General features: G+C 46.5%; 15 protein-coding genes. 3 read left to right on the top strand and 12 right to left on the bottom strand.

The window, feature by feature from the left end; translation table 11 throughout:
- Positions 1-4 precede the first annotated feature (4 nt).
- The 8 genes from ACN0TF_RS11230 to ACN0TF_RS11195 form a co-directional block, all read right to left on the bottom strand.
- Positions 5-1204: a saccharopine dehydrogenase family protein gene (locus tag ACN0TF_RS11230; RefSeq protein WP_034822448.1), complete on the bottom strand. Its 1200-nt coding sequence runs from the start codon at positions 1202-1204 to the stop codon at positions 5-7.
- Positions 1205-1276: 72 nt separating this feature from the next.
- Entirely contained in the window at positions 1277-3433 is a 2157-nt protein-coding gene (locus ACN0TF_RS11225; RefSeq protein WP_417441996.1) for a prolyl oligopeptidase family serine peptidase, read from the bottom strand.
- A 65-nt stretch (positions 3434-3498) separates the two neighbouring features.
- Positions 3499-5337: a GNAT family N-acetyltransferase gene (locus ACN0TF_RS11220; protein WP_417441995.1), complete on the bottom strand. Its 1839-nt coding sequence runs from the start codon at positions 5335-5337 to the stop codon at positions 3499-3501.
- Between the two features lies 1 nt (position 5338).
- Entirely contained in the window at positions 5339-6757 is a 1419-nt protein-coding gene (locus ACN0TF_RS11215) for a sodium-dependent transporter (protein ID WP_417441994.1), read from the bottom strand.
- A gap of 249 nt (positions 6758-7006) precedes the next feature.
- On the bottom strand, positions 7007-8128 hold the full coding sequence (gene zapE / locus ACN0TF_RS11210) for a cell division protein ZapE (RefSeq protein WP_417441993.1): 1122 nt from the start codon (positions 8126-8128) through the stop codon (positions 7007-7009).
- A 93-nt stretch (positions 8129-8221) separates the two neighbouring features.
- A complete protein-coding gene (gene trxA, locus ACN0TF_RS11205) occupies positions 8222-9073 on the bottom strand; it encodes a thioredoxin (protein WP_417441992.1) in 852 nt (283 codons plus the stop codon).
- An 82-nt stretch (positions 9074-9155) separates the two neighbouring features.
- The gene (locus ACN0TF_RS11200; protein WP_417441991.1) at positions 9156-10529 is read right to left on the bottom strand and encodes an aldehyde dehydrogenase family protein; all 1374 of its coding nucleotides are present in this window, start codon (positions 10527-10529) and stop codon (positions 9156-9158) included.
- The gene (locus ACN0TF_RS11195; protein WP_417442102.1) at positions 10526-11968 is read right to left on the bottom strand and encodes an NAD-dependent succinate-semialdehyde dehydrogenase; all 1443 of its coding nucleotides are present in this window, start codon (positions 11966-11968) and stop codon (positions 10526-10528) included. Before ACN0TF_RS11195 ends, ACN0TF_RS11200 begins: the two co-directional genes overlap by 4 nt.
- Before the next feature lie 343 nt (positions 11969-12311).
- On the opposite strand from ACN0TF_RS11195, the gene ACN0TF_RS11190 reads away from it, so the two are divergent.
- Complete coding sequence (locus tag ACN0TF_RS11190; protein ID WP_417441990.1) at positions 12312-14099, top strand: DEAD/DEAH box helicase; 1788 nt, start codon at positions 12312-12314, stop codon at positions 14097-14099.
- Here the strand turns inward: ACN0TF_RS11190 and ACN0TF_RS11185 are convergent.
- Positions 14096-14632 carry a lipocalin family protein gene (locus ACN0TF_RS11185; RefSeq protein ID WP_114982177.1) on the bottom strand — a complete coding sequence of 179 codons (537 nt, stop codon included), beginning with the start codon at positions 14630-14632 and terminating at the stop codon, positions 14096-14098. The genes ACN0TF_RS11190 and ACN0TF_RS11185 overlap by 4 nt on opposite strands.
- A gap of 12 nt (positions 14633-14644) precedes the next feature.
- Entirely contained in the window at positions 14645-16201 is a 1557-nt protein-coding gene (locus ACN0TF_RS11180; RefSeq protein WP_417441989.1) for a cryptochrome/photolyase family protein, read from the bottom strand.
- A 119-nt stretch (positions 16202-16320) separates the two neighbouring features.
- Between ACN0TF_RS11180 and ACN0TF_RS11175 the strand changes: the two genes are divergently transcribed.
- Together ACN0TF_RS11175 and ACN0TF_RS11170 are read left to right on the top strand one after the other, a co-directional pair.
- Positions 16321-17097, top strand: a complete 777-nt coding sequence (locus ACN0TF_RS11175; RefSeq protein ID WP_417441988.1) for a glycosyltransferase — start codon at positions 16321-16323, stop codon at positions 17095-17097.
- 5 nt (positions 17098-17102) lie between these two features.
- The gene (locus ACN0TF_RS11170; RefSeq protein WP_417441987.1) at positions 17103-19088 is read left to right on the top strand and encodes a 3-deoxy-D-manno-octulosonic acid kinase; all 1986 of its coding nucleotides are present in this window, start codon (positions 17103-17105) and stop codon (positions 19086-19088) included.
- A 67-nt stretch (positions 19089-19155) separates the two neighbouring features.
- Here the strand turns inward: ACN0TF_RS11170 and ACN0TF_RS11165 are convergent, their stop codons facing one another.
- The gene (locus ACN0TF_RS11165; protein ID WP_417441986.1) at positions 19156-20409 is read right to left on the bottom strand and encodes a glutamate-5-semialdehyde dehydrogenase; all 1254 of its coding nucleotides are present in this window, start codon (positions 20407-20409) and stop codon (positions 19156-19158) included.
- The gene (gene proB / locus ACN0TF_RS11160) at positions 20406-21521 is read right to left on the bottom strand and encodes a glutamate 5-kinase (RefSeq protein WP_011235213.1); all 1116 of its coding nucleotides are present in this window, start codon (positions 21519-21521) and stop codon (positions 20406-20408) included. Before proB ends, ACN0TF_RS11165 begins: the two co-directional genes overlap by 4 nt.
- Positions 21522-21667: the final 146 nt, after the last annotated feature.

Below are 21667 nucleotides of genomic sequence, written 5' to 3'. Positions count from 1 at the left end.
TCTGTTACTTCTCAAATGGCTTATCGCATTCCTGAACTTGCCATGGCAGGCCATACTTATTCAGGCGTTCCATGAACTCATCAGGGTCAAACTGCTCCATATTCCAGACACCCGGTTCCATCCAGTGACCCTGCAACATCATCGATGCGCCGATCATTGCCGGTACGCCGGTGGTGTAAGAAACGGCCTGAGCGCCCACTTCCTTGTTAGTTTCAGCGTGGTCACAGTTGTTGTAGATGAAGATGGTTTTTTCCTGACCGTCTTTCATACCAGTCACATAAGTACCAATACAGGTTTTGCCGGTGTAGCCTTCCGCCAGAGAACCGGGGTTAGGTAGTACGGCTTTCAGAAACTCCAGCGGTACAATTTTTTTGCCTTCAAACTCTACCGGCTGGATAGAGGTCATGCCGACGTTTTCAAGTACACGCAGATGAGTCAGGTACTGCTCACCGAAAGTCATCCAGAAACGCGCACGTTTAATGGTCGGAAAGTGCTTAACCAGCGATTCCAGCTCTTCGTGAAACAGCAGGTAAGAAGGGCGTACGCCAACATTGGGGTAGTCCAGATCTTTACGCACACTGATAGGATCCGTTTCGTGCCACTCGCCGTTTTCCCAGTACTTGCCTTTTTGGGTAATTTCGCGAATATTAATTTCCGGATTAAAGTTAGTCGCAAATGCCTGACCGTGGTCACCACCGTTGCAGTCAACAATGTCCAGATAATGCACTTCATCAAAATAGTGCTTGGCGGCATAGGCGGTAAATACGTTGGTAACACCCGGATCAAAACCGGCTCCTAACAAGGCCATTAAACCTTTTTCTTTAAAGCGTTCCTGGTAAGCCCACTGCCATGAATATTCAAATTTCGCTTCGTCTTTTGGTTCGTAGTTTGCGGTATCAAGGTAGTGCACGCCGGTTTCCAGACAAGCATCCATGATAGGTAAGTCCTGATACGGAAGAGCAACGTTAATAACCAGTGACGGATTAATACCGCGAATGAGCTCAGCCACTTCTGCTGAATCATCGGCATCGACCTGATAGACACCGACAACGCGATCTTTACCGGCTTTTTCCTGAAGCGCCTGGCATTTTGACAGGGTACGGCTGGCCAGGTGAATTTCAGAGAATACTTCAGGCAGGCCCGCACATTTTTGTACGACTACGCCAGCAACACCGCCGGCACCAATAATTAGAACTTTAGACATGAATGCTATCCTTCACAGAAATCTTTTAACTAATAAAGTTGCTGCGAAAGATAGCATATTTTTATGAAATCATCATTCAGAAGCGTTGCTTTGTACAACCTCTGAATTCATACCTAAATGCTTATATAAAAAGGCCCAGCTTTCCGCGTGTTCTTCAATGCGCATCCAGGTTGGCGTGCCGGCACCGTGACCAGCGCGAGTCTCTACATTTAACAGTATGGGTTGGTCGCAACTTTGGTCACGTTGCAGTGCAGCTGCAAACTTGTAGCTGTGCCATGGAACCACTCGATTATCGTGGTCGCCGGTGGTGATCAAGGTTGCCGGATAACAGGTGCCGCTCTCGGTATTATGCAACGGCGAATAAGCATAAAGAGTTTTGAACTCCTCTTTATTTTCGCTTAAACCGAATTCACTACTCCAGCCTCGGGCATTGGCGCTGGGCAGTTGGTATCTCAGCATATCCATAACACCAACAGCAGGAAGAGCTGCTGCAAACAGTTCAGGACGTTGAGTCATGGTAGCACCGACCAATAAACCGCCGTTACTGCGTCCCTGAATAGCTAGCTTATTTTTGTCGGTGTAGTTGTTGTTTATTAACCATTCAGCCGCGGCAATAAAATCGTCAAAGACGTTTTGCTTGTTTTCTTTAGTGCCTTGTTGATGCCACATTTCACCAAATTCACCACCGCCACGAAGGTTAGGAATGGCCAGTACGCCACCCATTTCTAACCAGACAAGGCGGGTTGTGTCGTAATCTGGCGTAATAGAAATATTGAAGCCGCCATAGCCATATAAAAGCGTTGGGTTTTCGCCGTTCAGCTTAATGTCTTTGTGGTGCACCAAAAACATCGGAACTTCGGTGCCATCGGCGCTGTTATACACTATTTGCTCGGTTGTATATTGGTCTAACTCGGCCGGAACTTCGGTTTCATACCACAAGGTGGTGCGTTGTTGGTCAGGCTGATAACGATAGATTTTCCCAGGTTCGGTAAAACCCTTGAAGGAAAAGAAAACATCGGGTGCTTTATGGCTGCCTTCAAAACCGCTAATTGAACCTATACCGGGTAATGCCAGTTCCTGAAGCATGGTTCCCTTTAAATCGAAGATGGCCACCCGTGAGCGCGCAGACTGCAAATAATGCGCAAATAATTGACCGTCTACCGCATGCACGTCTTTCAGTGTATGAGTTTTAGTAGCAATAATTTCTTTCCAGTTCTCAGGTTCAGGTTGTTTGGGGTCAACGGCAATGACACGGCCTGTCGAGGCTTCATTCGTGGTTTTAAAATACAGTTGGCCTTTTTGGCTGGTAACGTACTGATATTGACCGTCCCACTTGGTGAAAAGCCCTTCGAATGGGGCGTCTTCCTGAGCTAGCGGACGCAGGTAGACCGCATTAGCATCGTAGCCTTTAAAGACATCAACAAGTAAGTACTTACCGTCGTCCGATACTTTTGCGTAAGGGTTTAGGTCGGGCTGGTTATCAAAAGCAAAAATCAGTTCGTCGTCGCTTTGTTTGGTTCCCAGTTTGTGAAAATAGACACTGACAGGTTTTGTATCATCAAAACTGCCGTCCTTATTTTCAGGGTAGCGGCTGTAATAAAAACCACGTTCGTTTGGCAGCCAGGCGACTTCAGTAAATTTTACCCCTTCAATAACATCGCTAGTGTCTTTTCCTGACTCGACATTACGGACTTTTATTTCCGTCCAGTCGCTGCCGCCGTCAGAAGTGGCATAAGCAACATAGGTAGCGTTGGGAGAAACGTTAATACGTGCCAGCGACACGGTTCCGTCATCGCTGAAGTTATTAGGGTTAATGAGAACATCCGGGGCACTGTTTAAATCGGTCATGGTGTAAAGCACGGACTGATTCTGAAGGCCGTCGTTTGAGAAATAAAAGTACCGGTCGGCATAGCGAAAGGGCGTGCTGACTTTTTCATAATTCCACAGTTCAGTCATGCGATCTTTAATATCCACGAACGCAGGAAGTTTTTGTAATAAAGGGGTCGATAACTGGTTTTGCGCATCCACCCAATTGGCCACTTCCTGGTTATCCTGCTCCAGCCAGCGGTAAGGATCTTCAACCCGGGTACCGTGATAATCGTCTTGCTGGTCGACGGTTTTAGTTTCCGGGTAAGGGCCGTCAGGTTGTTCCTTTTCCTCTTCAAAAGAGCTACAGGCACTTAGTATCAACACAGTCGAACAAAGTATAAAAGCTGAATAACGGGTCATGGTTGGGCTTCCTGTTTAGGTTCTGCGGTGATCATAGGAATTTGCTGTCAAAACAACAAGTCACATTAGTGCAGTGAGCGCACTTCTTTACAGAGATTTTCATTTGCCTGACGCTGCGATACTCCACCCCAATACTCGCCCAGATGTTTGAGTGTTGTTGATGAGTTACACAGCAGTTCTGTTAGAGGATGATTACTATGTTGCCAGTAAAACCACTGAGCTAAGGCAAAATGCGCCGCATCAAAAGGGATTGTCTTAACACGATAGGCTTGAATAAGGTCTGCTTTTATCTCATTGCTTTCTTCTGTCAGCTGCAACATCTCTTTGTCGCCTGACAACCATTGTAGCTGATTATGTCCCCACTGGTTGAGCAATTGACATACTTGGCATAAACCAGTGAACTCATTGGATAGCGGTTGAGCATAAATAGCCGCAGGCCGAGCAGATACGCTGTCTATACGGCTACTGAGGCGCCAAAGGGCATAGCCATTTTTCCTCCAGAAATTATCCAGTCCCGGTGACCAGGCAAAACTGGTCCCCAGCATTTGGTAGTTGTTGTCCAGCGCCCACCGGTAAATTTCAGCCAGTAATTCGGAGGCGACTTTACGTCGTCTTTTCGCTGCTGGTACAGCAATACGTGCGACTCTTAGCCAACGTATATCCATAGCCCAGTCTTGTTGCAGAAAATAGCCTATGGCCTGAGGCAGTAAGTTTCCTTTGGGGCGCCTTTGGCCTTGCCTGATTTCTTCTTTTAAAGGTGACTGAATGGGCCCCTCACTCATAAGCCAGGCAACCGCAATAACTTCTCCGTTTATGGACTGGTAAGCTAGCTTATGCCCGGCTTCAGTTAGCAGCAGATTAAGGTCATTAGGGCTACTTTGGTAATGTGCGTTGAGAAGAAGTTGAAAGCATTGTTGCAGCAAAGCTTCTTCAAGTTCCGATGCGTGTTTAATAAAAGTGCCGGACTCCCGGCTCCCGAATTGTATTACTGGTTGCTCGTTCAGTAGAAAAGTGTCGGTCAGCCACTGCTCTAATGGATCATTTACGGGCCAGCGTAATGGTTGAGTCAGTTGGTGAACAGATACCTGTGGCAAGGTTTTTTTAGCCCAGTCGGTAAAGTGCACTGCGAAGCCACGACCACAACCTTCGTAACCGGCAACTGTTGTGGCAAGCAGCCAGGGATTAAATTTTTGGCATAGCAGTTCTGTTGCCCACAATGGCAGACCTGCGGCTTCATCAATAATTAATGTTACTTCCGAATTAGCGGGGTGTTCCAGTAGCTTATCCCAGGCAACGAAATGAGCCTCCGGCGCTTGCTGTAGCAAAATTTTCGCATTGGCTTTTCGCGGAGCAGTTACAATAATTGAGCTTTGATCTTCTACTGAGGCGAGCGCCTGACCCAACAAGGTGCTTTTACCGCGGCCGCGCTCTGCCGTGATGATATGAGTGCCGCGTGGTTTTCCTGTGCTTTGTGTAAGAGCGTTAAAAATAGAGCTCTGCTCATTGGTTAGCCGGAGTTTCTCATTTGCTGAGCGTGTTTCGGGCTTGTTGGCCAATGAATGCGTTTGGGTATCTGACTCGGCAAAGTGCTTTGCGGTAAAACGTTCCATGCGGTGACTCATGGTGTTGTTCTCACCCGGAAGTAAAACAGACAACAGGCCTCCGGCGGTAACGGTGCCACAAAGTGCAGCTATGGCGTCGGCGTGTAAACCGTCACTGCAGTCTATCCAGACTTGTTCAAACTCATGCCCCAGATAATCCCGGTAGCGCGAGAGTGTGGCATCGGCATAGGTCTGCAGATTTGATAAGTAGATAGAGCTGTCAGAGCGAGCCTCGCAGTATTCATACCAGAGGCCCGCATTTTGCAGCAGTTGAAGTTGTCGGTAACCGCTGCGTTCTGACATTTTAGAAAATGGAATAAGCGAAGAACTTAGTCAGCACCGTATTAATAAATACCGCCGCTAATATCAACGGAATGAAAGTGCAGATAGATAAGCGCACATATTTGGCCAGTAACGTGTCCGGATAACCCGGGTTACCTTCAGCAAGTTCTGCATCCAGGTTTTTGCGGCGCCAGTGGAAACTGACAAATAAGCAAATCAAAAGGCCATTCAGTGGCAAAATGGTATCGTAAAAAACATCGTAAATAATATCGAAGACTGACTTAGTTTGTTCTCCATAGGAGGCAAACTCAGTAAATGCCGGAACAAAACCAAAAGAGGTAGCGGCAATAAGAGTCAGTACAGTAACGGCGATACCCATAACCAGCAGCGCTTTTTTACGGCTTATCTTCGCCTGCTCAATAACCGCCGCGGTTGGTACTTCAAGAATAGAAACCAAAGATGTGATGGCAGCAATAAAGGTCAGCAGGAAAAAGATAGTAGCGGCAACGCTTGCGCCAACATAGCCGACAACGCCTTCCAGAGCGATAAAGATTTGTGGGAAGAAAGAGAAAATCATACTAACTGAGGAGTCACTCAGTGAGTCGGGGTTGGTATCTGGGTTAATGGCGAAAATAGCTGGTAGAGTCATTAAACCAGCGGTAAAGGCAACGGCAGTATCTGTTAACGCCACCAATTTACCCGAAGTAACAATGTCATCCCTGCGGCTGAAATAAGAGCCGTAGGTTATTAAAATCCCCATACCCAGCGAGAGCGAGAAAAAGGCCTGCGATAATGCACCGTTGATTACCGAACCATCAATTTTTGAAAAGTCGGGAACCAGATAGAATTCCAGACCTAGTACGGCGTTATCCAGTGACAGCACAAAGATAACCAGCAAAATGAGCATAATAAATAGCGCTGGCATCAGGAATTTCGCGGCTTTTTCTATCCCCTGACGAACACCACCAAGCAAGATAACATTGACGATGATTGTCACAGCAATAAGGAAGCCAACAAAACCGTAGTCGTTCACGAACTGACCAAAGTATTCTGCGTCGGCCAGCATATCAAGGTTGCCGGTTACTGAGTGCCAGAGATAACCGAATATCCATACCGTTATGACCATATAGAAAACGGCAATCATAAATGGAGTAATAACAGCCAGTAGACCGGCAAGATGCCAGCCTTTATTTTTTGGCGATAACGCTTTGTAGGAGCCTAGTGGACTTTTTTGCGCGCGCCGGCCCAGCCCCATTTCAGCTAGCATGACCGGTATACAGATAAAAGCGACGAATAACGCATAGATAATTAAAAATGCCCCACCGCCATTTTTGGTCGCAGCAACAGGGAAACCCACTAAGTTACCAATGCCGACAGCAGAACCTGCTGCCGCTAATATGAAGCCAATCTTAGAGCTAAATTGATCGCGTTGTTCGCTCATTCTGAACCTTCTTTTATCGTTTTTGTTGTCACGCTTTTAAGCGAGGCTGTTCAGCAAATTCCAGCAATCCTAGCAAGGCGTTAATTTAACGGCAAGCGGCTAATTGCTGTTTGTGCGGCAGAATGCGGGAAATCTGGCTTGGAAACAAAACTTATTTTAACATCCATGACAATTGTAATATTGGAATTTGTTGGAAATAGGATAACATTTTCTTAACTCAGTTTTAACACGCTGGTAAATACAGGGAATTCAACTCTCTGGAACAGATTGGCGTCTTTTTACCAGCGTGTTTCCCTGAATTGAATCGTTCCATTGCTGCATTTCAAAAAGCCTCGAAACACAACGCCGGAAAGGAAAAGCCAATTGTCTGGCCTGATACAATCTATCAATGTCGGTTTCAGCGGTCATCAATAGGTGACACTTTCGGTCATAGCACTCATCAACTAAAGCAATAAAACGGCGGGCTTCGTTATCCAGTTTGCTGACAATATTAGCCTGATGTTCGCGCTGGTAGGTTTCCTCTACACCATGTACCAGGTCTTTATCTGGTATATAAGAAAAAGCCGGAACCTGATGTACCGCTATAGCGGCATAGCGATCGGCCAGCTCCATATAGTCACGCTGACTTCTGGGGCCCGAGCAGAGAGACATAAAATCAAAACCAATCACTTTATTGTTGTGCCATAAGCAGGGAATTTCACGGTTCATTATCCGAACGGAGGGTGTTTCTTTTGTGCGGCCGAAAGAATTCTCTGCGAGTGAACGGAGCTGTTTTAAAGTACCTCGCTTAAGGTAGTAGGGTAACTCGGCTTCGTGTAGTCGGCGATAATCAACGCCCATGCCTAAGTCCAGGCAGTCACACTCTTTATTCAACAAATCTATTGTAGGTTCAAAGCGATGACGCGCTAAACCATCTCTGTAGAGTTCATTAGGTGGGGCGTTCGACGTTGTTATTAAACTTACCCCCTCGTTGAACAGTGCATGCCATAGCCCGGCTAAAATCATTGCATCACCAATATCTTCAACGAAAAACTCATCCAGACAGATTATCGAATAGTGCTGTGACCACCTCTTAGCAATAATCTGTATAGGGTTAGCTTCGCCCTGAAGGAGATTCAGTTCTTCGTGGATTTTGGCCATAAAATGGTGAAAATGCAGTCGAACAGCCTGATTTTCTAAAAGGTGCTGATAGAACATATCCATCAGCAAGGTTTTCCCCCGGCCGACCGGGCCGAATAAGTAAAGGCTTTTCGGTTTATGCCCTCGTGCAAGTGAGTCCAGTCGTTGCTGCAGCGCTTTTACCGCCTTTAACTGATACTTATCGGGCTGGAGCACTCCTGACTGAATACGTTGGTTATAGTTTTCTTGCATGAGTTTATTATCACAAAACGTCTGGATAAAAAGAAGCCGGCTGGGGGAGCCGGCCAAATACTGCTGCTAGTGAACAACCGTCAAAGCAGGTCTTCAATACATTGTGCTGTACAATTTTCTACGATAGGTCGCTGCCAGAGGATCACCATCGGGTAATGAATTGATAATATCGAGAGCGTATTTTTTCGCATCAGCGAAATTAACGTCTTTACTCAACACAATGAAAACCTGCTGCAGGGCTTCTTCATCACGATTTGCTTCATGAAATTTAAGTGCTAACTGTAATTTTAAAGCTAGATCGTCGGGGTTATTTTCTACTTGCTCCTGCAACGCACGTAATTCCGGAGAGTCAGCGGCATCTTCGGCCAGCTCAAGTTTGCCTTTTATGCGCTGATAGTCGCTGTCTTGCTCGACCAGTGGAATCTTAGCGACCAGCTCTTTGGCTTGATCCAGCCGACCAGCATCGACAGCGGCTTCGGCTAAGAGTTTAAGAGCCTGCATATTGGTGTTGTCCAAATCAAAGGCTTGTTTAGCCAGGGTATAAGCCGTATTCGCGTCACCTTCGCCCATAGCTACCTGAGCTTGTTGAATTAAGTCATCTGACGGGCTGGGCAGGTGTTTCGCTAGTATTTCCCGAATTTCACCTTCGGTTTTCACTCCGCCGAAACTGTCAACTGGCTGACCGTCTTTGAAAAAGGCTACGGTAGGTAAACTGCGAATACCAAACTGCGCGGCCAATTCTTGCTGCTCATCACAATTTATCTTGGCCAGAATCACCTGATCACTGTATTGCATAGCCAGCTTTTCAAGCACCGGCATGAGCTGTTTGCAGGGTTCACACCAGTCAGCCCAAAAATCGATAATAATGAGCTTTTCTTTTGAGCCTTCCAGCAAAACTTGCTGAAAGTTTTGCAAGTCAAGGTTAACGATATTGGATTCGGACATCAGCTGCGACGCTCCTGTTTTAATAAGCCACTTTAATCTCTGTTATCAGGGATATGCAGACGCGAGTCTATAATTTCAATGGTTAATGACTAAACCAGGATAAGATTTTATCTTTTAATTTGCTGTAAGGCGGGTAGCGCAAGGCGACATCGAAACGAAAACTGCGCTTCATCACGGGTTTTAAATGGCTGAAGGTATCGAATCCCCATTTACCGTGGTAGCGACCCATTCCACTGCGACCAACGCCACCAAAAGGCAATTCGTCGTTCAGCATGAACATGAGTGTGTCGTTGTAACAAACATTGCCGGCAGACACTTGCTGTGTAAATAAATCAAGCAGGCGCTGATTGTTGCTAAACACATAGAGCGCTAATGGTTTTGGATGGCGACGGATTTCCTCGATGGCATCCGCTGCCGACTTAATGGTTATAACTGGCAATATCGGACCAAAAATTTCTTCCTGCATGAGCGCACTGCCGTCTTTTACACCATCCACTATTGTGGGGGCTATATAACGTTCGCTCTTATCAGAGTCGCCGCCGACAACTATATTCTCGCCTTCCAGCATTTGCGTCAGGCGCTGCCAGTGTGCCTGATGAATGATCCTGCCGTAATCACTGCTGTGCTGAATGTCTTCACCGTAAAAACCGATGAGCTCCTGCTGCATAGCAGCAATTAACTGGTCTTTCACACTGTCTTCTACCAGTACATAATCGGGCGCGATACAGGTTTGGCCTGCATTAAGAAATTTCCCCCATATAACACGGCGGGCGGCAACTTGAATGGGGGCGTCGGCAAAAACTACCGCCGGACTTTTACCGCCAAGCTCCAGCGTAACCGGGGTTAAATTTTCAGCGGCAGAAGCCATAATGGCTTTGGCAGCGTTTTCTCCGCCAGTATAGAAAATGTGATCGAAGGGCAGTGCTGTCAGTTGTTGCGATTCAGCTACCGCTCCAGTCACAATTTTTATCGCGGCATTGTCCAGATAACCTGGTAACCGGCGCGTCAGAAGGTCTGTTGTTGCCGTTGCATGTTCAGAGGGTTTTATCACCGCACAGTTGCCGGCGGCAATGGCTGCAATTAAAGGCGCAAGAAGTAATTGTAAAGGGTAGTTCCATGCACCTAAAATCAGCACAACACCAAGCGGCTCAGGTACTAGCTGGCTTTTCGCCGGCCACGCCAGTAAAGGATTACCCACTTTGCGAGGCTTGCTCCACTTTGGCAGAGCTTTAATTGTCTGCTTAATATCACTTTGGAGGAACTGTAATTCAGTTAAACGCGCTTCGCTAGGGTGTTTGTTGAGGTCAGACTTTAGAGCTTGCAGTAAAGACTTTTCGTTTTCCGTAAGAAAACGCTGAAGTTGCTGAAGTTGATTTAAACGCCAGGACAGCGGACGAGTGAGCCCGCTGTCAAAATGGCTTTTTAATTGCTTCAGTGTGTTTTCAAACGGGTTCATCCAAGTCCGCCAAGAGTCACCGTTTTTAACTCAAGGTATTCGTCAATACCGTACTTAGAACCTTCACGGCCAACACCGGATTCTTTGATGCCACCGAATGGATTATAAGCGTGCGATATGCCACCAGTATTTACACCAACCATGCCGTATTCAAGCGCATCACTTACGCGGAAAATACGTGCGGTGTCTTTGGCTGCGAAGTAAGAAGCCAGGCCAAATGGTGTATTGTTGGCTTTTTCAATGCCTTCTTCTTCTGTTTCAAAGGTATTAATAGCCACTACCGGACCAAAGATTTCTTCTTCACTAATATCCATTTCTTCGGTTACGCCTGTAATGACTGTTGGCGCATAGAATAAATCGCCTAACTCGGTCATTACTGAACCGCCGGTTTCTATGGTTGCACCGTCAGACTTAGCTGCGAGTACTAAACGTTGTACTTTATCAACAGCGTTCTGATCGATAAGCGGGCCTAAGTCGACATTTTCTTCTGTACCTGGTCCTACTTTCAGAGCTTTCACTTTACTGACAACGGCTTTGGTGAACTCCTCCGCAACCGATTGTTGTACCAGTATTCTGTTTGCTGAAACACAGGTTTGCCCGCCATTGCGGAATTTGCAGGCTATTAGCTGTTCAGCGGCTTGCTCTATATCGGCATCGTCAAAGACCAGGAACGGCGCATTACCACCAAGTTCAAGAGACAATTTTGTGACGTGCTCTGAACATTGCTGCATTAAAATTTTTCCGACACCTGTAGAGCCGGTAAATGACAGCTTGCGGACCTGTGATGAGGTCGCTAAACGTTTACCGACACTCTTGGCATCGCTGGTTGGAATAATATTGATAACTCCATCGGGAATGCCAACTTCACTAGCCAGTTGGGCTAAGGCCAGGCTGGAAAGCGGAGTTAATTGCGGCGGCTTAACCACTATAGTACACCCGGCCGCTAATGCCGGCGCAATTTTACGAGTGATCATAGCGTTGGGGAAGTTCCATGGGGTAATGGCCGCACAGACACCAACAGGTTCTTTAGTGACCATTACGCGCTTACTGCTGTCGGCGTTAGGTAATATATCGCCATCGATGCGTTCAGCCTCACCGGCAAACCAGTCAACAAAGCTGGCGCCGTATTCGACCTCGCCAACCGCTTCGGCGACGGGCTTACCTTGCTCGGCACTCATTAATTCACCCAGTGCCTGCTTGTTGTCCATCATAGCTTCGTACCATTTACGCAGCAGCATCGCGCGTTCACGGGCGGTTTTCTTGCGCCAGCTTTTCAGAGCGGTGTCTGCAACGTTTATGGCACGTTGAGTTAAATCTTCGTCAGCGTCAGCAACCTCGGCTATTACTTCGCCAGTTGCAGGGTTAGTGACTGAGAAACGTTTGTCCGTAGGAACCCAGTGACCTTCAATAAAGCAGTCTTTCTTAGTCAGAGATGACATAGAATGTGCTGACATAATTCCTCCAAATTTGAGAATAACTCTAATAATGTAGGCAATATAAAAAGAAATGGTTCAACTTTTTCGATTATTTTGATGGAAATAGATGCGTTTGGTGAAAAAAAGCTCAAAGGCATTGCTTTTTGAGTAAAAAAACGTATAATACGCGGTTCCTCAAGGAACACCGCATAACTGATGAGGCAGCGGTCACCCTTGATTCGTGGGGTTGCAGCGCCTGATTCCAGTCCAGACAGTTTAGAGACTGAACACTGATTCCTGTTGCCGGGCCATAACCCCTTTTTTATTGTGTTTGCCAATGGGCAAACGGGAATAAAGTGAGACAAATATGTCAAATACCCAAACGGGTCTGTCGTTTAACGACATGGCCTTACCTAGTGCTGTGCTTGAACAATTAAACGCAATGCAATTTTTAACTCCGACTCCTATTCAGCTGCAGGCTATTCCTGCGTTGCTTGAAGGGCAAGACGTGTTGGGCGAAGCTCAGACAGGTACCGGTAAAACTGCTGCATTTGGTCTGCCTGCATTGGCAAAAATTGATGCGTCGGTTAAGCAAACTCAAGTATTAGTAGTAACTCCAACTCGTGAGTTGGCTATTCAGGTAGCTGAAGCGCTTGAAGGCTTTGCTGCGAAAATGCGTGGCGTTGGCGTAGCAACCGTTTACGGTGGTGCACCATTTGGTCCTCAGGTTAAAGCCCTGAAGCAGGGCACCGCTATTGTTGTCGGTACCCCGGGTCGTCTTATCGACTTATTAAACAAAAACGTCCTGCAACTAGACGGTTTGAAAGTAGGCGTTCTGGATGAAGCTGATGAAATGCTTAACATGGGTTTCATTGAAGACATCGAAACGATTCTAAAGGCTGTACCTAGTACGGCGCAACGCGCATTATTCTCAGCAACTATGCCAAATGCGATTCGTAAGCTGGCAAAAACCTTCCTGAAAGATCCGCTGAACATTCAGATTGAAGCTATTGCTCGCGAGAAAGCGACGATTAAGCAGAAAGCCTGGAAAGTTCAGGGAATGACTAAAATGACCGCTCTGACTCGATTGTTAGAAGTGACTCCGTATCAGCGCGCATTGATTTTCGTACGTACCCGTCAGGATACGATGGATGTGGCTGAATTACTGCAACGCAACGGCTTTAAAGCGGCGCCATTAAGTGGTGATTTGAACCAGGCTCAGCGTGAGCAGACTGTCAGTCAGTTACGTAGTGGCCACATCGAAATTCTGGTAGGAACTGACGTTGTTGCTCGTGGTTTAGATGTTCCTGAAATTACGCACGTTATTAACTATGACTTACCAAGCGATACTGAATCTTATGTTCACCGTATTGGACGTACTGGTCGTGCCGGCCGTACAGGTGAAGCCATTTTGTTCTTCCGTGCAAAAGAGCGTCATTTGTTGCGTCACTATGAGCGCTTAACCAATGCTCCGGTTGAGTTCTTTGAAGTACCAAACGCCAATGAACTGAGCAAGTATCGTCAGCAACAGTTACTGGAAAAGCTACAGGCGTCTTTGGTACCTGAAACCGCAAGCGCCGATAAGCCTAAGCTAGAGAAACTGCTAGGCGAGTGGCTGGAACAGTCAGAGTTAAGTGCTGAAGAAATTGCCTTAGCGTTATTGGCTCAGCATAATGAGCAGCGTCCGTTGTTCCTGAAAGAAGACCGTCAGGTACGTGAAGCACGCAGTGAGCGTAGCGAGCGTTCAGGTCGTAATGAACGCAGTGACCGTGGTGATAAGCGCAAACCTCGTGCAGAGCGCACCACCAGTCGTGCAGCGGATGTCGATTTCGAAACCTATAAGATTCAGGTCGGTCGTGAGCACGGCGCACGTCCGGGAGACATCGTTGGAGCCATTGCTAACGAAGCGTCAATGGACAGCAAGTATATTGGGCAAATTCAGTTGTTTGATAATCACTCTTTAGTGCAATTGCCAAAAGGCATGCCAAAAGACATTATGCATGTACTGAAAAAAGCTCGTGTGCGTCAACAGCCTATGGGTCTGGAACTAAGTGATGAGCAAGTTAAACGTGCGCCACGCCCACCGCGTGACCGCGATGCTCGTGGCGGACCTAAGCGCAACTCCGGTAAAGGTGCCGCGCGTCGTTTTAGTTAATTAGCGTCTCTTAACTCGGCCGGATGATCAACAATGATCATCTGGTCGATGTCATATCCCCACTCATGAGCCTTGGCTAAGGCGTAATCAATATCTGCCTGAGAAACATCAGGACTTCTCGATAAAAACCAGAAATACTCGTGTGAGTCGCTGGTTACTATTGCCTGCTGATAATCACCACCTAACCAACTTACGTAATAACCGCCATAAAAGGGCCAGAAGAAGGTAACCTGATACGCGGCATCCATATTTTCGACCGGCTCAGCCAACCCAATAGCGGTTTGCCACTCCTCATTTTTGACATGATAGCCTCGATTGGTCACTTCCAGCGTGCCATCACCATTTAAGCGATACTCTGCGGTAACACCTTGCAAGCCCTCTTCAAAGCTGTGTGGCATGCGGACTATTTCGTACCATTTACCCAGGTAGCGCTCGGCTTCAAAGTCGTCAACAACTTCGGCTACCGGCGTTGGTTGAGAGTTACAGGCACTCAGTAGAAACGTAAAAAATAACGACACTATCCATTTATTCATTAGTGCTTCCTTTTATAACTCGTTGATATTATCTAAATAAGTTTCGGCTTGTTTCATTAACGCCTGCTGTTCTTCTTCGGGCTTCTTATTCCAGACCTGATACATCATGCTCATTCTGTGCTTGTCTTTAAAGCGTTCTTTATGACGTTCAATAAAATGCCAGTACAGGCTGTTAAAAGGACAGGCTTTTTCACCGGTTTTCTTCTTCGGATCATAATAGCACTCTTTACAGTAGTGCCCCATTTTTTGCATATAGTTGGCACTGGCAATGTAGGGTTTGGTTGCTATCAGCCCGCCGTCGGCATACTGACTCATGCCGCGCGTATTGGGCAGTTCTACCCACTCAATGGCATCAATATAAATACCAAGATACCAGTCATCCAAAGCATCCGGTGATACGCCGGCCAGCAGTGCGAAATTTCCGGTTACCATTAACCGCTGTATGTGATGGGCGTAGGCATAGTCTAACGACTGCTTAATGGCATAATGCAGGCAATTCATCTTGGTCTTAGCCGTCCAGTAAAACTCCGGTAGCGCTCTGGTGTGGTTAAGATCGTTAAGGTTTTTATAGTCTGGCATATGTGCCCAGTAAATGCCCCGCACAAACTCTCGCCAGCCAATAATCTGCCGACAAAAGCCTTCAATTTGAGCGAGTGAAATGCTGTCTTTATTTTTGGACCAGGCATCAATAGCAGCGTTGACTACTTCTAACGGATGCAGCATTTTGGTGTTTAAAGAAAATGAAATTCTTGAGTGATAAAGACTCCAGTGAGATTCCCCAACGTTGTTTTCTGTTGCCATGGTGTCCTGATAACGACCAAAATCAGGGAGTCCGAATTGACAAAAATGTTCAAGCAACTGCTTAGACTGTTTTCGGTTAACTGGCCATATCAGTTGAGCCGCGTTCGCTTGTCCCATGGTTTTAATTTCACTGCTACGCAGCAGTTCATCTATATCCGATACGTCATTGGAGAAGATTAAAGGCGGTTCTAGGTCATGATTTGCGGGAATCTTTTTCTGGTTTTCTTTATCGTAATTCCAGCGGCCACCAGTCGGACGTCTTCCCTCCATTAGAATATCGTATTGCTTACGGACCTTTCGGTAGAAGGTTTCCATTAAGTAGTTTTCGCTATTGGGGAAATACTCTTTTAGCGAGTTGCGGCCAGTAAGAAAGTGTTCTGTATCAAACCAGTTCAAATTAATGTTATTGGCGCCGGCCCAGCTTTTCAGTTGATGATCGAGCCGGTATTCGTCGGGTTGCTGACATTCCAGAGTGGTCACTTCGTACTTTTTCATTAATTGCTGAAGGTTCTGAGTCAGGCTTTGCTCATTAGTGTCATCATCAAGTTTTATATAGTTTACTTGATGTCCTGCAGAGCTCAGAGCGCTACCGAAAGCCCGCATCGCTGCGAAAAAGGCTAATACTTTTTGCCGGTGGTGAACAACGTAATCAGTTTCTTGTTTGAGCTCCATCATTACATAAATTACACCCGCGTCCTTTTGTCTGAACCACGAATGTCTGGCATTGAGTTGGTCGCCAAGTATTAGTCGTAGAGTATGAATTTTCATAAGCAGTGAGGATTTAGGGTTGATAGCTCTATTACGTTCTATTCAGGGATTCAGATCGGCATACCTAAATGCCCCAAAATATGGCATTATGCGCGGTAGTTTCAGATTCAGGAGCAGTTATGAACCAGGTAGCGGGTAACGAAAATTCATCAGAGCAAAAACCGGTCAACGTCATTTGCATTAAATGGGGTAAAAAGTATGGCCCCGATTACGTCAATACATTGCATTCAATGGTCAGTCGTCACCTTAGTCGACCGTTCCGTTTTGTCTGTTTTACCGATGATTTTGAGGGAATTAACGACGACGTTGAAGTAAAAGCGATTCCTAAAATTGGCTTTAAAGACTTTGACGAACACGTTCCGTGGTCAAAAGGTCATGGCTGGTTAAAGCTTACTTGCTTTGCGAACCCGCTTTATGATCTCGAAGGCCCTACGTTATTCCTGGATCTGGATATTATTATTGTTGGAAGCCTGGACGAGTTTTTTGAGCCGGAAGGCGAGTTTATGGTGATCAAAGAGTGGGATAAATCTGACGCTACCGGGAATACATCGGTATTTCGTTTTGATATTGGCGCTCATGAAGACGCGTTAGAGCATCTGAAAAAAGATCCGAAAGCGGCTATCGCTGACGTACGGAATGAACAAGAGTACATTACGCATTTTGTTGACCGCCAAAACAAGCTGACGTACTGGCCGGAAAAGTGGTGTCGTAGCTTTAAGCGCCATTGTCTGCGTCCGTTCCCATTAAGCTTTTTCCAAGAGCCACGTATACCTGAAGAAGCAAAAGTTATTATTTTCCATGGCAAACCGCACCCGGATGACGCGTTGGAAGGCCGAAGCGGCAAGTGGTATCGGAAAGTTCTGCCGACTAAGTGGATTGCCGAGTACTGGCGCTAAATTATATGCAATTGTGGATCTACGGAGTATTAATACGGCTGGTCACTCCAGCCGTTTTTGTCTGGTTGTGGCTACGCGGCAGAAAAGACAGCCGCTACCGTCAGAACTGGTCAGAACGACTTGCGCTGGGATCTGTTAATAAAAAGCAGCGCGGTTGTGTGGTTATTCATAGCGTTTCCGTTGGCGAGACGTTAGCGGCGAAACGGTTAATCGAGCATCTTTTGCGTCAGGAGCCAGGTCAAAAAATACTTATTACCTGCATGACACCAACTGCCCGGGAACTTATTCAGCAGCATTTTGGCGACGCTGTTAGTTGTCGCTATTGGCCGATAGATACTCCGGGTGCCGCTAAGCGTTTTGTGTGTAAGTTTAAACCTAAAGCCGTGTGGGTAATGGAAACCGAGCTTTGGCCGCAAATGTTGAACCAATTGGCCAGAGCTAATATTCCCGTCGCATTGTTAAACGCGCGACTTTCGGCTCGTTCAGCGGCAGGTTATCGGCGTTTTCATTGGTTGATGAAGAAGGTCTGGAAACAACTGACACTGGTTTCTGTTCAGAATAAAGAAACCGCGCGACGAATGAAGGTACTGGGAGTTCCCGGTGGCGTGCTCTTTGTGGACGGAAACCTTAAGTACGACATTGAGCTTTGTGCTACTGACATTGAAAAGGCTTTGGCGTGGCAGCAAAGTCTTGCGTCGCGACAGGTGTGGTTAGCCAGTAGCAGCCATCCAGGCGAGCATGAGGTGCTGTTAGAAGCACACAAACTGATTCAACAAGACTTACCTGATTCCTGTCTTATCATTGCGCCGCGACACCCCGAGCAATTTGAGGTGGTAGCAGAAATGATACAGGAGTCCGGGCTTAAGCTTGCCCGCAGAACCGAGAGTAATGTGATACCTGAAGATTGTGATGTCTTTCTTGCTGACAGTATGGGCGAAATGATGCTTTGGGGGCAATTAGCCTCGGTGAGCTTTGTTGGCGGAAGTATTATTGAGCGAGGCGGGCATAACCCCCTTGAAGTTATAGCTGCTGGCTCCAATGTTATGTCAGGACGGCACGTGTTCAATTTCCCACAGGTTTACGGTGAGTTGGCAAAAGCTGGCGCCGTGCAGTGGGTTAATAATGCCGGAGAAATTAAACAAGCTGTGGAGTTGATGCAGCAGACAGCTGTCATGAAAGCGCAACATGAAGCTGCTAAAAGCGTTTTACAAACGCACCAGGGTGCTACGTTAAGAGTATTAAAGCGGGCACTGGAATATACTCTGACAGGAAGCGGTATGATAAAAACAGAGCAGAGTCCCCAAGGGCTTATTCGCTACGATAGCGATATTTTTGAAACGATAGAAGACAAGCATTTTACAGCCCAGTATTGGCAGCAACAAAAGTCGATTGCAGGAAACTCAACGGGACGCGCAACAGTTTGGTTTATTCAGCAGGGCGATTTGGGACTTTTACTGCGCCATTATTATCGCGGTGGTTTAGTCGGTAAAATTAATAAAGACCGTTTTTTACGTGAACCTGCGGAAAAAAGTCGCGCTATACATGAGTTCGATTTGCTATTGAAGTTGCGGGAAATTGGTTTACCAGTTCCTCGTCCAGTAGCAGCTCGTATGGAAAAGACAGCGGTTTTCAGTTACAAAGCAGACATTCTGGTAGAAGTTATTCCGGGGGCTGTCGATGTTTTCCGATTACTGCGTGAAAAGAAACTGTCCGCGGAGCTATGGCAAAAGCTGGGAAGTGTTATTAAAGAGCTGCACGATACCGGTGTCTACCATTCAGATTTAAATTGTCACAACCTTATGCTGGATGACAAAGACAAAGCCTGGATAGTCGATTTTGATAAATGTGATTTCCGTGAAAATGGTGACTGGAAAGAAGCCAATATCCAACGGCTATTGCGCTCTTTACGCAAAGAAAAAGAGAAGAATGAGACGTTCTACTGGAAAGAGTCACGTGACTGGCCTGAATTATTAACTGGCTACCGTCGTTAAGCTTTAAGAGATAAAAAAAGCCCCGGCCACTAAGTGAAGCGACCGGGGCTTTTTAATGCGTGAAATACTAGTCGCGGACCTGACCGTTACCGGTTACCACGAATTTCTCAGTTGTTAGTGCTTCAAGACCCATTGGTCCATAAGCGTGCAGCTTACTGGTAGATATACCAATTTCAGCACCTAAACCTAACTGGCCACCGTCAGAGAAGCGAGAAGAGACATTTGCCATAGTAACGGCTGAGTCTACTTCACGAATGAAACGCTTAGCAGTTTCATCGTTTTCAGTGATAATAACTTCGGTATGACCGCTACCAAACTCCTGAATATGCTCAATAGCACCTTCGTAGTTATCAACTGTACGAACCGCAATCTCAAGGGCTAGATATTCTTCACCAAAAGCGTCGTCTGCAATCTCATCAGCGCCATCAAAGTAGCTTACTGAACGCTTATCTGCATGGATGGTTACGTCTTTCTCAGCCAGAGCTTTAGCAGCCATAGGCAAGAACTTATCAGCAACGTCCTGATGAACCAGTAAACCTTCTAGCGCATTACAAACGCCGGTACGCTGAGTTTTACCGTTAAGTAAAATTGCCAGAGCTTTATCAAGATCCGCGTCTTTGTCTACGTACAGGTGGCAAACACCTTTGTAGTGTTGAATGACCGGAATCTTACTGGTGTCGCTGACAAAGTGAATCAGACCTTCACCGCCGCGAGGAATAACCAAATCGATATAATCTTTCTGCTGCAGAAGTTCCGTCATCAGTTCGCGGTCAGGTGTTGGCACCACGGTGATAACGTCTTTAGGCAGATTGCTGGCTTCTAAAGCTTCGTGCAATGCTTCAGCAATGGCTTTACTGCTCTCAATGGCTTCGCGGCCACAACGTAAGATAACGGCGTTACCAGACTTGAAACATAGTGCTCCAGCGTCAGCTGTGACATTCGGACGTGCTTCATAAATCATACAAATAACGCCCAGAGGAATACGCATTTTCTCTATTTTCATGCCGTTAGGGCGCTCATCCAGAACGTAGCTGTCGCCTACAGGATCTTTCAACGCAATGATCTCTTCAATGGCAGAGGCCATACCTTCAATGCGTTCAGGCGTTAGCTCAAGACGATCCATCATGGCATCGCTTAAACCTTTTTCTTTACCTGCTACCAAATCTTTTTTATTAACTTCAATAATCTTATCCTGACGTGCGCGAATAGCGTCAGCCATTTTTTGCAGTACACTGTTTTTATCTGCTTCCGATAAGGTTGCTACAGCGCGTGCCGCTTTTGCGGCGCGTTGTGAAATCTCTTTTGCTAATTGCTGGCTCATGAATCCTCCAAAATCATTAGATCGTCGCGGTGAATAACTTCCGTAATTGGGCTATAGCCAAATTTTTCCGCTATATCTTCAGTTTGCTGCCCTTTAATGTGCATCAGTTCATGTGCGCTGTACTGACAAATACCTTTTGCGATAGCGTCAGTATCGTTGGCGCTGCGAACCAGTACGGCGTCACCGCGATCAAAGTCACCTTGTACATCAACAATGCCTGAACTCAGTAGTGAGGCACCGTTCTCAATTAATGCTTTCTCAGCACCTTCATCAACCAATATTTCACCCTGGGCGACCAGAGTATGTCTTAACCAATGCTTTTTATTGCTAATTGGATCAGATTGGCGACGGAATAATGTGCCGGGGATATCCCCTTGTAGCAACGATTCAAAAGTTTCACCTTTACGACCGTTAACTATGTAAGTATCGATACCGTGTGAAGTAGCTTTTTCTGCCGCCTCAACTTTAGTGCGCATTCCTCCGGTCCCGACGGAACTTACTGAACCACCGGCAAGCGAATAAATGCTTTCGTCAATTTGTTCAACCACCGGTATCTTTTTCGCGTCTGGATTCAGGTTCGGATCTGAGTCATACAGACCATCGATGTCTGAACAAATAAACAGGGCGTCGGCATCAACCAAAGTCGCGATCATGGCCGACAAGTTATCGTTATCACCGACTTTCATTTCGTCGGTAGCAAGAGCATCGTTCTCATTTACCACGGGTAAAATGTCGTGCTCTAACAATCTATTCAGGGTGTTTTTAATGCTGACGTAGCGAGCTCGGTCGCGTAAATCGCTATGTGTCATTAGCAACTGGGCGCAGGGGGAATCGAAAAAGCGTGACCAGTAACCCATCATTTCATTTTGACCAACTGCGGACATTGCTTTACGCACAGCAACCGGTACTTTCTTGTGTTCAAAGTTAAAATGTTTGCGGCCGGCAGCAACGCTGCCTGACGAGACTAGGACAACTTCTTGTCCGCGTTCTCGGCACTCGTTAATAAAACGAGCTATGGGTAATAGGTATTTGGTGCTAACCCCAGTTTCATCTGGCGCGATGAGCGCACTCCCCACTTTCAGTACGGCTCTTCGCCAGGATGGCGCTTTCATAGAGACTCCCTTTTTTTGAATTCGTTAGTAGTCTAACAGATTGGCTGTCTAAGCTCCAGCGAGGCTCATAAGCCATACCTATTGTCAATATATTAGACAATAATTTCGATTTACAAGAAAAAAGAATCGAATCCGGAAATTCGTTA

It is taken from the genome of Idiomarina sp. (assembly GCF_048265525.1).
GTDB lineage: Bacteria > Pseudomonadota > Gammaproteobacteria > Enterobacterales > Alteromonadaceae > Idiomarina.
The sequence above is the reverse complement of the archived record's forward strand: the minus strand, read 5'-3'. Positions and strand labels throughout refer to the sequence as shown.

What these genes read in the sequence shown, in the direction of transcription:
- ACN0TF_RS11230 (WP_034822448.1), bottom strand. Translation starts at nt 1,204, where the DNA reads ATGTCTAAAGTTCTAATTATTGGTGCCGGCGGTGTTGCTGGCGTAGTC.
- ACN0TF_RS11225 (WP_417441996.1), bottom strand. Translation starts at nt 3,433, where the DNA reads ATGACCCGTTATTCAGCTTTTATACTTTGTTCGACTGTGTTGATACTA.
- ACN0TF_RS11220 (WP_417441995.1), bottom strand. Translation starts at nt 5,337, where the DNA reads ATGTCAGAACGCAGCGGTTACCGACAACTTCAACTGCTGCAAAATGCG.
- ACN0TF_RS11215 (WP_417441994.1), bottom strand. Translation starts at nt 6,757, where the DNA reads ATGAGCGAACAACGCGATCAATTTAGCTCTAAGATTGGCTTCATATTA.
- zapE (WP_417441993.1), bottom strand. Translation starts at nt 8,128, where the DNA reads ATGCAAGAAAACTATAACCAACGTATTCAGTCAGGAGTGCTCCAGCCC.
- trxA (WP_417441992.1), bottom strand. Translation starts at nt 9,073, where the DNA reads ATGTCCGAATCCAATATCGTTAACCTTGACTTGCAAAACTTTCAGCAA.
- ACN0TF_RS11200 (WP_417441991.1), bottom strand. Translation starts at nt 10,529, where the DNA reads ATGAACCCGTTTGAAAACACACTGAAGCAATTAAAAAGCCATTTTGAC.
- ACN0TF_RS11195 (WP_417442102.1), bottom strand. Translation starts at nt 11,968, where the DNA reads ATGTCATCTCTGACTAAGAAAGACTGCTTTATTGAAGGTCACTGGGTT.
- ACN0TF_RS11190 (WP_417441990.1), top strand. Translation starts at nt 12,312, where the DNA reads ATGTCAAATACCCAAACGGGTCTGTCGTTTAACGACATGGCCTTACCT.
- ACN0TF_RS11185 (WP_114982177.1), bottom strand. Translation starts at nt 14,632, where the DNA reads ATGAATAAATGGATAGTGTCGTTATTTTTTACGTTTCTACTGAGTGCC.
- ACN0TF_RS11180 (WP_417441989.1), bottom strand. Translation starts at nt 16,201, where the DNA reads ATGAAAATTCATACTCTACGACTAATACTTGGCGACCAACTCAATGCC.
- ACN0TF_RS11175 (WP_417441988.1), top strand. Translation starts at nt 16,321, where the DNA reads ATGAACCAGGTAGCGGGTAACGAAAATTCATCAGAGCAAAAACCGGTC.
- ACN0TF_RS11170 (WP_417441987.1), top strand. Translation starts at nt 17,103, where the DNA reads ATGCAATTGTGGATCTACGGAGTATTAATACGGCTGGTCACTCCAGCC.
- ACN0TF_RS11165 (WP_417441986.1), bottom strand. Translation starts at nt 20,409, where the DNA reads ATGAGCCAGCAATTAGCAAAAGAGATTTCACAACGCGCCGCAAAAGCG.
- proB (WP_011235213.1), bottom strand. Translation starts at nt 21,521, where the DNA reads ATGAAAGCGCCATCCTGGCGAAGAGCCGTACTGAAAGTGGGGAGTGCG.